Raw genomic sequence first — 13,619 nt, 5'->3', positions numbered from 1 at the left:
AAAATACTTTACTGGATATGAAATTATTAGCGGTTTGGTAATTTTATTAGAGGCATCGTAGCAATATTATCCAAATTGATGGATTGCAATAAACTTTGCCAATCTTTTTCAAGAAATGCATCTCTATAATTAGATATGCGTATTTGGGCTAGCATATTTAAAGCGTCAAACCAAATCCCTTTTTCAGCATAGATTATAATCTTCTGTCGAGGCTCATTTGCGGCTTTTAATTGTTGCATAACACGAGAATCTAAATTGATTCTTTTAATGTCTCCTTCTACATATACAGGAATGCTTGCTGTCTCTTGGTTACAACGTACTTTTAAATACCAGCGATATGTCTGATCTACTTTTAATGAAGTAGTACTAGGGAGAGAAATACCAATGATACTTGGCTTTGAAGGTAGGGCGATCGCATTTCTATAAATATCATTTTCGGCGCTATCCTGTAGGCTAAATTCAGCACTTGAGTTAGACAAATCCTTAGTATAGGGAATGTAAAACCAAAATGTAGGCCGTTCTAAAGTGGTTAGACCCTCTACAGTCCCGATAATTGATTTGTTTGTCTGTTTGCCAACCTTTTGTTCCTCTTGAAATGGTACTAAAGCAGTGAGCGGGATTGAAACCGCAGGGCAATTATCTCGACTACCCATTCCTGCTCTCCGCCCAGATACAGGACTTAATGGAGCAGGTGCGTTTGGTAAAATAAAAACTGGTCGAGAAGTAGGTTGTTGAGGGGAAGCAGGTATTTTAACTGGTTGTGTAGGCTGTTTATTAGTAACTGGTTGTTTAGTTTGATCTGTTACTTGTGCTGAATATTGGGTAGTGCTGCTCAAAATCAGAGCAGTTGTTAAGATCCATTTCATGACTTAACTGGTATGATTTTTGCTTGTTGCTATCGTCATCATAAAGGTTAACGTTGCATTTGGTTAAATTGAGCGTCATTATTTTTATAGGCGATCGCATCTTTGTAGAGTGTCACCTATCAATCGACATCCGAACTAGTGAAAACATTTTACGCCAATTGCTATGGCTTTCTCTTTAAAGTTTGGCCCAAACGTAACTACATATTATAATCCTAGACAACCTTATGTTATAGATTCTAGAATTACTGGTACAACCTTTTTGCAACCCACTACTATTGCCGAGATGAAACTTGGTGGGACAAATTTAAAAAAAGTAAAAGGAATTCCTAAGCGTTGAGCTATACGCTGCACTTGTCTTAAGGTTTTGTGGGAACGAATTTGCTGCTTACCTTTGTTGTTGTGATGTCTGCGGTATTTCATTTATCTATTTGCCTTTTTTGTATAAAAAATTTCCCAAAGCTGTCTATGCAGTAACTATAAGATGATGTCTATCCACTGAAGCTTTTAACCTTCACCTTAGCACTAGCATTTTCATCATTACCAAATTAAGTTTACTTTTGTTGCCCAACTTAATGTTACAAAATGAAGTACTATCAAAAATTTCTTTTGCGTGTGTCAGATAACAGTCTGAAAAATGGTTGGATTAACTACAACTACTTTATAGTAGTTTTATTACCAAATAAATTGGTTTAAAAAGATATAATTACCAAATTATTTGTGGATATTTTATATATTAATAAATAGTAAAAAATATATATTTTCTATCAGTTACGATACAGATTAATTGAATTAGTTGTTATTATCTATGTGTAAATAAAAAGACAGTAGGAGTTATAAAATGCAAGTTAGCGCTCGTAATGCTCTTAAAGGAACTGTAAAAAACGTCGTCGTTGGCTCTGTAAATACTGAAGTAACAATAGAAGTAGCATCAGGGGTAGAGGTGACTGCAATTATTACCAAATCATCAGCAGAAAATCTCAAACTTACTGAAGGTAAAGAAGTCTACGCCATAATTAAATCATCAGATGTGATAATTGCCATAGACTAAAGTAATTGTTGGAATTCTATTAAGGGGGGCTATCAAACTGCTCTGTAGTAACGCGATCGCATAGGTAAATTGTTGGTATAACTGTCCTATCAATAATATGTTGTAGATCAGCTAAACCAAAGCTATTTAGTCTATTAGCCACGCTAGCAAATGTCTACATAGAATTGCGATCGCACGCTTTTGATGTCCCAACATAGGGATAAACTGCTGTACTGGTGATTGTTCCAAGTATTCTTTGAGAATCGCCAAGTCGGATCGCGCACTATAAACAAGGATAAATCCCAACCTCAAGGCAGCAGTTATAAATACCGTACAGATTCCTGCATCAGCCATTGCTGTATATCCCACCAGAAAGTAATAATACTTCAAAGGCCCTACGCTTTGCTGTGGGGCTTATTTCATTAAGCATTTAACCCAGGATAAACAGTATTGTATAGCCGTAGTCAGATATGTTAGGACATTTTAAAAAAATGAAAGCTAGGAATAGTAATAGTTTTACCTCCTGCCTTCTGCCTTCTGCCTTCTGCCTTCTGCCTCCAGCTATACATATAGGACTAATATTTGATTTTTACGAAGCTAGGCACAACTTCAAGAGGCTTCTTTCGTGTTCCCTCCCTACACAAATAATTTTAGAAATCAAGCCGGATTCCTATAGCTCCCTTAATGATGTCTAGAAAAAATACCAATTTTACAGGTAACAAATTAGAAAAATGTATAGACAACTACAATACTTGCTACCAACTAGATGGTAAATTTTACGACTGATAAAGAGGTAAAAAGCGATGAACTTAACACCCAGTGAGTTAGAACGCTATCACCGCCAAATGATGCTTCCCAATTTTGGCGAAGTAGGACAAAAACGCTTGAAGTCTGCAACGGTTTTGGTTACAGGTGTAGGGGGATTAGGCGGTACATCAGCGCTTTATTTAGCAGTAGCGGGTGTTGGGCGGCTAATCCTAGTTCGGGGTGGTGATTTACGGCTAGATGATATGAATCGTCAGGTTCTGATGACTAATGATTGGGTAGGTAAGCCAAGAGTACTCAAAGCCAAAGAAACTCTGCAAGCTATTAATCCTGATATTCAGGTGGAAGCAGTTCATGATTACGTTACGAAAGATAATGTAGATTCTTTAATGCAATCTGCTGATATAGCTGTTGATTGCGCCCACAATTTCACAGAGCGGAACTTGCTCAATGAGGCTTGCGTGCGCTGGCAAAAACCAATGGTAGAAGCTGCAATGGACGGAATGGAAGCTTACTTGACAACGATTATTCCTGGTGTCACTCCTTGTCTATCATGCTTGTTCCCAGAAAAGCCTGATTGGAATCAGCGTGGGTTCTCAGTTATCGGTGCTGTTTCTGGGACACTAGCTTGTCTTAGTGCATTAGAGGTAATAAAGCTGATTACTAAGTTTAGTCAACCGCTATTGTCACAACTGCTGACAATCGACTTGATGCGAATGGAATTTGCCAAACGACATTCTTATCGCGATCGTTCATGTCTGGTATGTAGTAGCAGTTTTGAAGAGAAAAATTCTTAAATAGTTAGATAATTGTAGCGATCCACTTCTAGGCGGATCGCCACAACTTAATCTGCTCATTTCAAGCTATTCTGTAGCAATTATGACATCTGACGCTTTAATTACAGCGATCGCTTGTTTTCCCTCTTGAAGTTGGAGATGCTCTACCGACTCTTTGGTAATAATTGCAGTTACTTCCACCCCAGGCGCAATTTCTAATATGACCTCAGAGTTGACTGCTCCTGCATGAATTTCCTTAATAGTTCCTTTAAAGGAATTACGAGCGCTAACTTCCATATTTTGATACTCCCTAGTTTTAAGATAATTCTAAACTGAGTAATACTAACAACTATCAGATTATTAGATTATCTTTATTTAGTGGGATGCTATCTTCTGCCTTGCAGAAGAACTTAGATATCAACTGGTATTAGAAGATGAACTATTTGTTGTAGGCATCTTTAATCAGACGGGTTTTCAGAAATATTTTGGTTTCAAAGGAGAAGCAGGAGCAGATAATATGACGATATTTGTCACATTACTAACGTAACGACCTCCAGCTTTGTCACCTGGAACTACTAAACGAGCAAATCCTTCATCTGTTAAAGGTAGTACTTTACCATCACTACCTTTTTTGGCAAATGCTATTAGCACTGTTTTTCCTTCAAAGTTAGGTTGAATTTCACCAATAGCTACGACTGCACCATAGCAATCTGTGGCATCAACTAAAACATATTGCCTCAGAAAAGAGTTTTTACTATTCACCCCAGAATTCCCAGGTTTTAGACCACCTCCGGCTTTCGGATTATTAATTAATTCCCATAGAGGAACCCCATAGTATGTTTCTGTTCGTGGCCCTGAGCCGGTTTGAAAGCTCACAGTAATTTCAGTAACTAATGCTGGATTTTGTTTTTTTAAAGTATCTCGTAAATTTTGCAGTTTTTGCAAGTTATAAGTGGCTGGATTATTGAGTTCTCCACCCAAGCGAAAACTTTGCGAAGAACCTCCAAGACACTTATTTTTATCCCAGATTGAAGGTGTTTTTTCTTCTTTATTCCAAGGAATATCCCTTTTTGATTCTGCTAAAGTGGGCTGCCATAAAACCAGTATCGATAGTATTAAAGACGCAATGGGTATTTGGCGGGTAAAACGCATAAAATTCTTTTCCTTTTCCTATTTATTGACAAAACTTGATAGTTTTGCTCAAAGCTGTTTGCTAAACAAAATTAGTATTTTTATTACTAAACTTGAGCAATTTGATAATAGATTCTGTTAGCTAAAAATAAAAACAGTTCTATCGTTCAGCTTTCAACTTCTTACCAGACACTACCAAATAACTAGTTTTTAATAACTCATATTAAAAACTAATAAATCCTGACGCCAAAGTTAGTCGCAAATTTCTTGTTAGATTTGCGTTCTTCAAAATGGATAAGTGTATCTGTGTAATCTAATCTAGATAATACCAACTTATTGAGTAAAATACCAACTAATATAGTAATCAAACGCTAACAAAATTAATTTTTATTTCTTTTAAAAATAGTTGGGCTTAATATTATAAAGAAACTCTAGTCGTAAATCATTCGTAAAAAATTAGATCCGCGACTTCTCAAAGAAGTCGTGGATCTGGACACAAGAAATTTTCACAAATCAAATAGAATTGCTATAAGCTATCGTTATTTACCTTAAAAATAGGTAACTATCAAGCTAATAAACTCTTTAGCTGTTCTTTCTGGCTTAACTCCTGCGTTTTAACAACTGCAATCTTAAGTATCAAACTAAATATAAAAATGCATTACTGTGCCATGATCATTTTGGCTGCAATATCGCACGGTTTACCAAAGTAGGGTGAACTTGTCACTAAAATATTCACACCAGTGCTAGCATAATCCTTTATATTTTCAGAGGTAATACCACCAGCAGCCGCTAATTTTAAGTTTGGATGCTGCTGCTTCAACTTCAAAACTAGAGGCTCAAGGTTTGGTAAGGGAATTTTATCAAACTGAATTAAATCTACACCTGCTTGAGCAACCATCCAAGCATCTTCTGGTGTATCTACTTCAACGCAAATACTTTGTTCTGGAAACTTTTGTCGCAGTTCATCCATGCGCTCAGTTAGTCCAACTATACCTCCCAGGAATATTAGGTGTTGGCTAAAGATTAAAACTGTTTCAGATAATCCTAAGCGATGAAAAAAACCTCCGCCAGCTAGAACTGCTTTGATAGAAAGCGCTCTAGTACCTGGGAAACATTTACGAGTAGTCACAATAGAAATAGACTGATTTACTGTTTTAGCAGTATCTACTAATACTCTTGTACGTGAAGCAATACCAGAGGCGTATTCCATCAAATTTAAAGCAACTCTCCAGCCACTGTGCAAAGCTTGAGCAGTGCCACTAGCTTGAAGAATTAATTGCTTCTCTTGGCAAACTGTACCACTTTCGACTTGATAATGAACTTCGGCACCACAATATTTTAATACTCTGGCTGCTTCTTCAGTAGCACAAATTGTCATCGGATGACGGGTAGAAAACTTGATTTCACCAAGTTGCTTGCCAATGCCAAGTCCGTAGGTTGTCAAATCTAGGTAGGGAACATCTTCCTGAATTAACTTAGCGATCGCCTCATCTGAAAAGAAAACACTCATTTTAGTTTTATGATCGGCTGACAAATAAATAGCTCAATCAAGATTCACACTAAACCTAATCTCATTTAGTTGTCGGAATTGTAATAATTACTACTATTGTCCCAAATAGTTGGTAATAACATAACTTTGTTAAGAAAAAATATATATTTGAGTCGTCAGAATTAGTTAAATGCTGAAATTGGAAACTATTGACTTCTAATATTAAGTTTGAGGTCAAACTAGCACCGACCATACTTGCAATCAGTGTACGTGGTAGGTGCATCAAGCAAATAATTATATGCTCAGTGGAATCATCATACAGCGCTTCTCGTTTGCGTGAAGTACATCCGTAGGGGCACGGCACTGCCGTACCCCTACACCCCGCGATATAATGTTGTACCGCATCTAAATGGGAACCGCTATAGTTAGTAAATGCAGTGAGTATTTTGGCAATGGAAACGATAGTGCAAATGCAGAATACTTACTGCGATTACTCTCTATCCTAGTCAGCCTCTTTAAAAATGGTATACTGCGGTCAAAAATTATATATCGTTAGATGATAAGCGATCGCAAATTCAACGATTGCAGTTTCTTCAGACATAATTTTGCACCTCCTGCTTATAAAGTGTCAAAGTTTCTAGTTTTTTTTGCAGATATAACGAGCAAGGATTAAGTGCTAAAGTCTCTAAATTAAGTTCATCCTGAAATCGTTTTATTTTGTCACGGCAGGTGATGACATCACCAATAATTGAGTTTTCCAGCAAATAGTTTTCATCAAAAGAATTTTTTTGATCGCTAATCGGCTGGAGATGTTGACTATTATTACTGCAATTTTTGACTTTATCTTTAAAAGCTTTCATTCTCTGGCTAAAAGTGCGAAGAAAAGGCAATGCCTCACTTACTGCTTGATCATAAGTGCGAGCAACAAAAAAGAACCGTGCTAGCATCAGGCGATCGCACCCACTAGAATTAATAGTACGATATTTAGTAATATTGCTCTTGAGACTATCTAGAGAAAACTGTGTTCCTCCCATTAAGCCAAGGGAATTAATAGCGGTAAACTTGAGCGCTTCATCATCGCTGGTCGCTACATATACTGAAATCGGTTTCTGCAAAGGTTTCGGATAAATAGTCACACCTTCGCACTGATAGTATTTGCCGTTAAATGACACGTCAGTATCATATAGCAGTTTATGAATCAATGCCATTGCCTCTAGAGTTTTAGAGCGGGATTCATTCATAGGAGTGTCAAAGTGCTTGTTTTGTTCGGGGAACGGTCCACCCTTAGCAATTCCAATGGAAAGTCGCCCGTTGCACAGATTATCCAGTGTAGCAATACTTTCAGCAATAGCGATCGGGTTGTGGAATGCCAGCAATAATGCTGCTGAACCTAATCGGATTTTGTTAGTTACACCTGCTAAATGCGCCATTAACACTAAAGTCGATGGGCTGACACTGAAATCGTTAAAATGATGCTCTGTTATCCAAGCTTCTTCAAAATCCAAGCTTTCTGCACGTCTTACCAAAGCCACTTGCTCAAAGATGGCGCGACGAGCATCTTGGTGATGATTTTCGTAATTGCAGAAAAGTCCAGTTTTCATAGCAAGTGTTCTTATTCTTTTGTTGCAAACCCTGTTTTACTTCGGAATTCTAACTTCTGAATTCTGCTGTAGACATTCAACTATTAAGGCTTTGTTTTATACAGCAATCATCACATCAGATGCTTTAATAACAGCTTGTGCTTGTTTTCCTAACTGAAGCTGAAGATTATTTACAGACTCTAATTTTGAGTCAATGGAAAAGCTCACGCCTAGCTTGCTAACATTGGTTGGTATATTCACAAATGACATATACAGCTTGATAGTTACTATCAAACCTAAAATTGTTCCATAAGATTGTATCTAGCACTACATTTTACCAAAAATATTGGTAAAGTGTTTTTTATTTATGACTAATTAGCTATGCGATCGCCAGCTTCAAAACCAAGCCGTTTCTACCGTTATTCCTTATCGTTGGTGAATTGAATGAATTAAGACTCAGTGGCACATTCACCTAAAAAATAAGTATCAACAGCAGATTACAATTTCCTTAATAGATTCAAAAATGTAGCTAATCATACATTTATCCCAACCAACTTAACTGGTATAAATGTATGATTAAGTTAATCAATGTATAGATATTAGTTCTGAAATTTATATGAGCAAAACTTAGCCAATCTCCAGCTGAGTCCCTAACTAAGTTTTTTAACGATCGCTATTCTGACAATTCCCTAGCAGCTCTTGATTTTGAACAGTGATAAAATTGAAGACGTGTAGTCAGATCGGCACATTTTAACTGTGATTCTAAAACATCAATTTTTCGTAAGAGCGATACTCCCCACACTATAGAAATTACCAACTTGATGGTCATGCCTACGAGCAAAAGTGTCACTATTGTGGCATTTTTCTTTTGTTGAGCCAGCCTTTTTTGTTGCTCAAGAAGTCGCGCTTCAACTTCTTGAGCGCGTTCAGCCTCGAATGCTTGCTGTACTTCCCGCCGATCTAATTCTTCACTAGCAGCTAAAAACCGATAATCTAAGTTGCTCAAGTTTTTACCATTTGCCCACGTTTGAGCATCCATTAAGGCTTGTCCACGCAATAGGCGAGATTTATCTTTTTCTTCTGAGGCTACCCATGCATTGAAGTTTTCGTAGTAGGGACGCAAGTAAGCTAATTTTTTTCCAACCCATTCTAAATTGAAAACTTCTTGATAAATTCGGTTTTTTATTTCAAGAAAACCTTGTTTTTTGATTACCAAGCCAGATAGCAACAGTTCTACCTGTTCTCGACTATCATCGGCTGGTACTTTCATTCCTTGGAGGATTTGTTGATAAATTCCTAGTAATCTGGCGGCAAATTTTTCGTTTCTGAGGATGCGATCGCGAATAGTCCTGAGATGCTCTGGTTCATCTTGTGATTCCCATTTTTCGATAATGTGCGATCGCACCACATTTTCTATCCAAAATTCTTCTGTACCAGGGGGAATTTTCAGCTTTCTACCCAGATCATCTTGAGATAAACTCACAAGTAACCGACAGAGCTTTTGAGTAAGAAATGGTTGCCCATCTGTCCAAGCTAATACTTCTTTCAAAACTTTCTGAGGATGATTATCTTTAATATCTAGTCCCAAAGAAAGTGGTTGAGCTTCCTCGAAGGTGAAACCATTTACTTGGATAGTTTTACCAAGATTAAACGGGGTAGTATTATTTCGATATATAATTAAATCTGAAGGTGTAGCAACCCCAAAAATTGCAAATGTAATCCGATGATACTCTGGATTAATTGCTCGTTGGTTATAACAAAACCGAATCAAGCTAAAAAAGTCATCAACTGAGAAATTGAGGTTAAGTATACTATCAACTTCATCAATAAAAATGAATAGTCTTTCGTTAGGAAACTCAGCCAACAAAACTTCCGAAATAAACCGACTGATTTTCTGTACTAAAGAAAAATCGCTTTGTTCTTGCCACCAAGTTTTTAAATTGACTTTTCCTAACAGTTTAAAACTCAACCATAAGTCTCCGACAACTCCTTTATACCACTGTTCTGGAGTTATATTTTCACAACCAATGTTAGTCATATCAACGGTGGCACATCTAAAGCCTTCTTGTTGCAAGCGGTGCTTTGTTTTTACCATAAGTGAGGATTTACCCATTTGCCTACAGCTTAAGATGTAGCAAAATTCATTCTGTTTCAAAGCTTCGTAAAGTTCTACATCCGCTCTTCGCTCAACATAGCTAGGAGCATCACTAGTGAGAGTACCACCAACTTGGTATCGATAATTTTTCATTTAATTAATCTTTTATTTTCAATTACTTCTATATTTCAATTGATAAATTTGTATTTTTACATGTGATAATATTCCTACAATATCGATTATTAATTAAATCCGTCATCAGAATTTTAGTGCTTATTATTAACTCTCAAAACTAGCTGAAAAATTCCCTAGAAGCATTAGCACTATTTTGCTTGACAAACTGTTGACTAAAATAAAGACGATATAACTCACACATGGCACTAGCTTGATTGCCGTTTAGTTGAACTAAACCCATACTTTCTAGTTTATAAGCAGCGATCGCGTCTAACTCTACTTTTTTATCTGTTGCAATTACCTGTTCCATAGCTGACATTAATTCTGGTTCTGCTTGCAGTAGTGTCAACAGTTCTCGTAAATGCTGACCGTAAATTCCTACTGGTGTAGATGCAGTTTCTAATAATACCTCTAATGTCATTTCTCCCTGACATAGATGATAAAAAGCAAGGTTCACCAGATAAGGATGTCCTCCTATCATTGCTTGTAGGGGTACAAGGCGTTTTATCCCTTCCAAGTTTCTTGACCAATTTAGTCCATAACGTAATGCTAAATTCTGTACCTCCTTAAAGGTAAATGGTGGCAATGTAATTGTTATACCTACATTGAAAGGTGATTGGTTGAGCTTAAGCGGAATATAAATTTCTGTTGTGTGAACCACTACCATCCGCAGTTTTTGCCAAATCTGATTTTGCTTTGCTTGTTCATGCCAAAATCGCAGCATTGGTAGAAAGTCTTGGGCAATATTGGGGTGTTCAAAAATCCGATGGACTTCATTCAAAGCCAAAACTACAGGACTATCATCAATATATTGCAACAGATAAGCTTCAAAATAGATTTTGCAGCTTACCTTGCTACCCATTTCTACATCCCAAAAATCATCTATACAAGGAAGGAGATTCAACTGCCTACTAACATTTATACAAAACCAACGCAAAAATTTATCTAGGGAAGCAAAAACATCTTGGTCAGCTTCTTGAAAGTCCAAATAAACAATTTGATAAGCTTGCTCTCTAGCATAAGCAATCATCCGATTGAGCAGAGAACTTTTTCCCATCTTTCTAGGTGCTTTGAGCCTGATTAGGCAACCAGGATGTAAAATCTCATTACAAACAAGTTCTTCCAGGGAAGGGCGATTGATGTAAAAAGGAGAATCTAGTGCCACAGGACCGCTAGGAAATTCTATCTTGCTTGCTGAAAAAAAGTTTGGAGAAACTATTTCTAAGCTAGATTCTTCACTGAACTTTTGTTCGATTTGATTTTCCTGATTATCTATCTCGTATTGCAATTGTTTATTTAAAGCTAAATGCAGATTCTTTTTCGTAACTCTTATTCCAAGTGCGATAGAAAGGTCTTGCCACAACTCGGAACCAATTTCCTTGATATAATTGTTGCCGTAGCCTGATGCCTCTGCTATTTCTCCGTAAGTTTTGCCCAAGCACGATTGATAAAGCACAAACCACTGAATTGAACCGAGAGGCTTGTCTTGCAGAATTTTTTTTACAGATTCTATAAACTTATCCACAGCGTATAAATTGTTCAAAAGCTATACAATTTACTTATAGTTTTCCGTCTAGTAATAAGATATATCTGAACAAATACTTGAAAACAAAAAAAGTCAAGATTGCATTGATACAATTTTAAACTTTATCAGTACTTCAAAAATATTATTATAATTATATTTTTTTGAAGATTTTTTGTATAGAGGTTAACACTCTTTCTTCACTCTCATAAAATAATAATCTAGATAGAAAACTGAAACTATCACCCAATCTCAAGGTTTGAGGTTTTATAGCAAGGTATTGAGTGTTAAGCAAAACTCAGTATATTAAAGGTTTCAGCAACCAACATAGTCCTAACCTATACTTCGACTGCTATATTTTCTACTAGAAATCAAAAAATATAGCTAAAACCTGAAAACCGAAGTATGGCAAGCCTTGCAGCAATTGCTTTTTCCCAGACTGATGGAAGAGAGTTAAGTAGGTAAGTACGATAAAAACAATATACAGCAGAATTCAGAATTAAGGAGTCAGAATTCAGAAGTAAAATAGCCTTTATGCCTAGCTTTGAGACGAATGAAGTGTACTTCATCTACTTGAAATCTGCTGTATATATATTTAGTTTTGTCAAAACGGTGAAATAACGAATTTGTAAAGTATGTGCTGTATTTACATTTTCGTAACATATTTAGGAATTTTCTCTTCTATTTACTTAGTTCAGCTTAAATACAGCCCTAAAAAACCTAGTGATAATGATGGCTCACTGGTATGAGATCCTAGAGACAGTCAATGGAAGCCCAACAGAATGGAACAACATCAGAAGCCAACGGTTGTAATTACGGGTGCCTCTTCGGGGGTGGGTTTGTATGCTGCAAAAGCTCTTGCTGAAAGGGGATGGTATGTCGTACTAGCTTGTCGGGATTTAGCGAAGGCACAAAAAGCAGCCCAAAGTGTGAAAATCCCTTATAACAGTTATACCAGCATACATATCGACCTTGGCTCCTTGGAAAGTGTTCGACAGTTTGTGAAGAACTTCCGAGCCAGTGGAAAGTCTTTAGATGCTTTGGTGTGTAACGCTGCAATTTATATGCCCTTAATCAAGGAGCCATTACGCAGTTTAGAAGGTTACGAGTTAACTGTCACCACCAATCATCTGGGTCATTTCCTATTGTGCAACCTGATGCTAGAGGATCTCAAGAAGTCATCTTTAGAGCCAAGACTGGTAATTTTAGGAACTGTGACGCACAATCCAGACGAACTGGGTGGGAAGATTCCACCACGTCCCGACTTGGGCGATTTGCAAGGCTTTGCAGAAGGGTTTAGAGAGCCAATATCGATGATTGATGGCAAGAAATTTGAACCAGTCAAAGCTTACAAGGACAGCAAGGTTTGCAACGTGCTAACTATGCGGGAACTGCATGAGCGCTATCACCAGTCAACCGGTATCGTCTTCAATTCTCTCTATCCGGGATGTGTTGCAGAAACGCCGCTATTTAGAAACCACTATCCCCTGTTTCAGAAAATCTTCCCATTATTCCAGAAGTACATCACTGGGGGATATGTATCTCAAGAGTTAGCGGGAGAACGGGTCGCTACGGTGGTTGCCGATCCTGAGTATAATCAATCCGGTGTTTATTGGAGTTGGGGAAATCGCCAGAAGAAAGATGGCAAGTCTTTTGTGCAAAAAGTCTCTTCTCAAGCCCGTGATGACGAAAAAGGCGATCGCATGTGGGAACTCAGCGCCAAGTTGGTTGGACTTGCATAATGGAACAGAAACAGACAAACTATGCTCATCTAGTGTTCACCGTTCCACTCAATACTGATGAGTAAACAGAACATCGTAACCTTTACATACTAGAACGTGAGACTACACCTTTAACAAAATTAATACCTCCCAATTCCTAGAGTTCGTAGGGTGCGTTACACTTTGTTAACGCACTGATGTTAATTGTAAATAGATACGAAAAATTATCTAAACATTTCTGATGGAAATTGCTATGTCTTCTTTAAAGGCGCATTCCCAAACGCTATATGAAACTGATTACTTGCAATGGATAGAAACGACTGTAGAAAAATTGCAAAGTCAGGATTACGCAAACGTTGAGTGGGAGAACCTAATTGAAGAGTGCGATTCGTTGCTTAGTGAATCGCGGTAATCAGTCCGTACATAACTAAGCCAGTCTGACAGCAGATTACTGTCATTAAAAGGCTGAACTC

The 13,619-nt window shown here is 37.3% G+C and carries 14 protein-coding genes; 4 read left to right on the top strand and 10 right to left on the bottom strand.

All coding sequences use genetic code 11. From position 1 onward, the window contains the following. Positions 1-26: 26 nt before the first annotated feature. Both V7K79_RS22200 and V7K79_RS22195 read right to left on the bottom strand, forming a co-directional pair. On the bottom strand, positions 27-866 hold the full coding sequence (locus tag V7K79_RS22200) for a DUF928 domain-containing protein (protein WP_335050463.1): 840 nt from the start codon (positions 864-866) through the stop codon (positions 27-29). A 222-nt stretch (positions 867-1,088) separates the two neighbouring features. Further along, positions 1,089-1,286, bottom strand: coding sequence for a hypothetical protein (locus V7K79_RS22195; protein WP_335050461.1), 198 nt, complete (start codon positions 1,284-1,286; stop codon positions 1,089-1,091). A 418-nt stretch (positions 1,287-1,704) separates the two neighbouring features. On the opposite strand from V7K79_RS22195, the gene V7K79_RS22190 reads away from it, so the two are divergent. Next, the gene (locus V7K79_RS22190; RefSeq protein ID WP_335050459.1) at positions 1,705-1,914 is read left to right on the top strand and encodes a TOBE domain-containing protein; all 210 of its coding nucleotides are present in this window, start codon (positions 1,705-1,707) and stop codon (positions 1,912-1,914) included. 126 nt (positions 1,915-2,040) lie between these two features. On the opposite strand, the gene V7K79_RS22185 is transcribed toward V7K79_RS22190, so the two are convergent. Next, a complete protein-coding gene (locus tag V7K79_RS22185; protein WP_335050457.1) occupies positions 2,041-2,283 on the bottom strand; it encodes a hypothetical protein in 243 nt (80 codons plus the stop codon). 413 nt (positions 2,284-2,696) lie between these two features. Between V7K79_RS22185 and V7K79_RS22180 the strand changes: the two genes are divergently transcribed. Beyond that, entirely contained in the window at positions 2,697-3,455 is a 759-nt protein-coding gene (locus V7K79_RS22180; protein WP_335050455.1) for a HesA/MoeB/ThiF family protein, read from the top strand. Between the two features lie 66 nt (positions 3,456-3,521). On the opposite strand, the gene V7K79_RS22175 is transcribed toward V7K79_RS22180, so the two are convergent. The 7 genes from V7K79_RS22175 to V7K79_RS22145 form a co-directional block, all read right to left on the bottom strand. Continuing rightward, positions 3,522-3,731, bottom strand: coding sequence for a TOBE domain-containing protein (locus V7K79_RS22175; RefSeq protein ID WP_335050453.1), 210 nt, complete (start codon positions 3,729-3,731; stop codon positions 3,522-3,524). A gap of 177 nt (positions 3,732-3,908) precedes the next feature. After that, on the bottom strand, positions 3,909-4,586 hold the full coding sequence (locus V7K79_RS22170) for a hypothetical protein (protein ID WP_335050451.1): 678 nt from the start codon (positions 4,584-4,586) through the stop codon (positions 3,909-3,911). Positions 4,587-5,223: 637 nt separating this feature from the next. Beyond that, complete coding sequence (gene modD, locus V7K79_RS22165) at positions 5,224-6,075, bottom strand: ModD protein (RefSeq protein ID WP_335050449.1); 852 nt, start codon at positions 6,073-6,075, stop codon at positions 5,224-5,226. 572 nt (positions 6,076-6,647) lie between these two features. Then, the gene (locus V7K79_RS22160) at positions 6,648-7,655 is read right to left on the bottom strand and encodes an LLM class flavin-dependent oxidoreductase (RefSeq protein WP_335050447.1); all 1,008 of its coding nucleotides are present in this window, start codon (positions 7,653-7,655) and stop codon (positions 6,648-6,650) included. Positions 7,656-7,751: 96 nt separating this feature from the next. Beyond that, positions 7,752-7,904, bottom strand: coding sequence for a hypothetical protein (locus V7K79_RS22155; protein ID WP_335050445.1), 153 nt, complete (start codon positions 7,902-7,904; stop codon positions 7,752-7,754). A gap of 403 nt (positions 7,905-8,307) precedes the next feature. Then, the gene (locus V7K79_RS22150; protein WP_335050443.1) at positions 8,308-9,882 is read right to left on the bottom strand and encodes an AAA-like domain-containing protein; all 1,575 of its coding nucleotides are present in this window, start codon (positions 9,880-9,882) and stop codon (positions 8,308-8,310) included. A gap of 139 nt (positions 9,883-10,021) precedes the next feature. Continuing rightward, positions 10,022-11,428 (bottom strand): AAA-like domain-containing protein, encoded by a 1,407-nt coding sequence (locus tag V7K79_RS22145; RefSeq protein WP_335050441.1) that lies wholly within the window; start codon positions 11,426-11,428, stop codon positions 10,022-10,024. 779 nt (positions 11,429-12,207) lie between these two features. Between V7K79_RS22145 and V7K79_RS22140 the strand changes: the two genes are divergently transcribed. Both V7K79_RS22140 and V7K79_RS22135 read left to right on the top strand, forming a co-directional pair. Then, the gene (locus V7K79_RS22140) at positions 12,208-13,167 is read left to right on the top strand and encodes a protochlorophyllide reductase (protein WP_335050439.1); all 960 of its coding nucleotides are present in this window, start codon (positions 12,208-12,210) and stop codon (positions 13,165-13,167) included. Positions 13,168-13,399: 232 nt separating this feature from the next. After that, positions 13,400-13,558, top strand: a complete 159-nt coding sequence (locus tag V7K79_RS22135; protein WP_335050437.1) for a DUF29 family protein — start codon at positions 13,400-13,402, stop codon at positions 13,556-13,558. The last annotated feature ends 61 nt before the right edge of the window (positions 13,559-13,619 follow it).

It is taken from the genome of Nostoc sp. (assembly GCF_036917575.1).
GTDB lineage: Bacteria > Cyanobacteriota > Cyanobacteriia > Cyanobacteriales > Nostocaceae > Nostoc.
The sequence above is the reverse complement of the archived record's forward strand: the minus strand, read 5'-3'. Positions and strand labels throughout refer to the sequence as shown.

Excerpts from the sequence above, each read along its gene's own strand:
- V7K79_RS22150 (WP_335050443.1), bottom strand. The coding sequence starts at position 9,882 with ATGAAAAATTATCGATACCAAGTTGGTGGTACTCTCACTAGTGATGCT.
- V7K79_RS22155 (WP_335050445.1), bottom strand. The coding sequence starts at position 7,904 with ATGTCATTTGTGAATATACCAACCAATGTTAGCAAGCTAGGCGTGAGC.
- V7K79_RS22160 (WP_335050447.1), bottom strand. The coding sequence starts at position 7,655 with ATGAAAACTGGACTTTTCTGCAATTACGAAAATCATCACCAAGATGCT.
- V7K79_RS22170 (WP_335050451.1), bottom strand. The coding sequence starts at position 4,586 with ATGCGTTTTACCCGCCAAATACCCATTGCGTCTTTAATACTATCGATA.
- V7K79_RS22200 (WP_335050463.1), bottom strand. The coding sequence starts at position 866 with ATGAAATGGATCTTAACAACTGCTCTGATTTTGAGCAGCACTACCCAA.
- modD (WP_335050449.1), bottom strand. The coding sequence starts at position 6,075 with ATGAGTGTTTTCTTTTCAGATGAGGCGATCGCTAAGTTAATTCAGGAA.
- V7K79_RS22135 (WP_335050437.1), top strand. The coding sequence starts at position 13,400 with ATGTCTTCTTTAAAGGCGCATTCCCAAACGCTATATGAAACTGATTAC.
- V7K79_RS22140 (WP_335050439.1), top strand. The coding sequence starts at position 12,208 with ATGGAACAACATCAGAAGCCAACGGTTGTAATTACGGGTGCCTCTTCG.
- V7K79_RS22190 (WP_335050459.1), top strand. The coding sequence starts at position 1,705 with ATGCAAGTTAGCGCTCGTAATGCTCTTAAAGGAACTGTAAAAAACGTC.
- V7K79_RS22180 (WP_335050455.1), top strand. The coding sequence starts at position 2,697 with ATGAACTTAACACCCAGTGAGTTAGAACGCTATCACCGCCAAATGATG.
- V7K79_RS22195 (WP_335050461.1), bottom strand. The coding sequence starts at position 1,286 with ATGAAATACCGCAGACATCACAACAACAAAGGTAAGCAGCAAATTCGT.
- V7K79_RS22175 (WP_335050453.1), bottom strand. The coding sequence starts at position 3,731 with ATGGAAGTTAGCGCTCGTAATTCCTTTAAAGGAACTATTAAGGAAATT.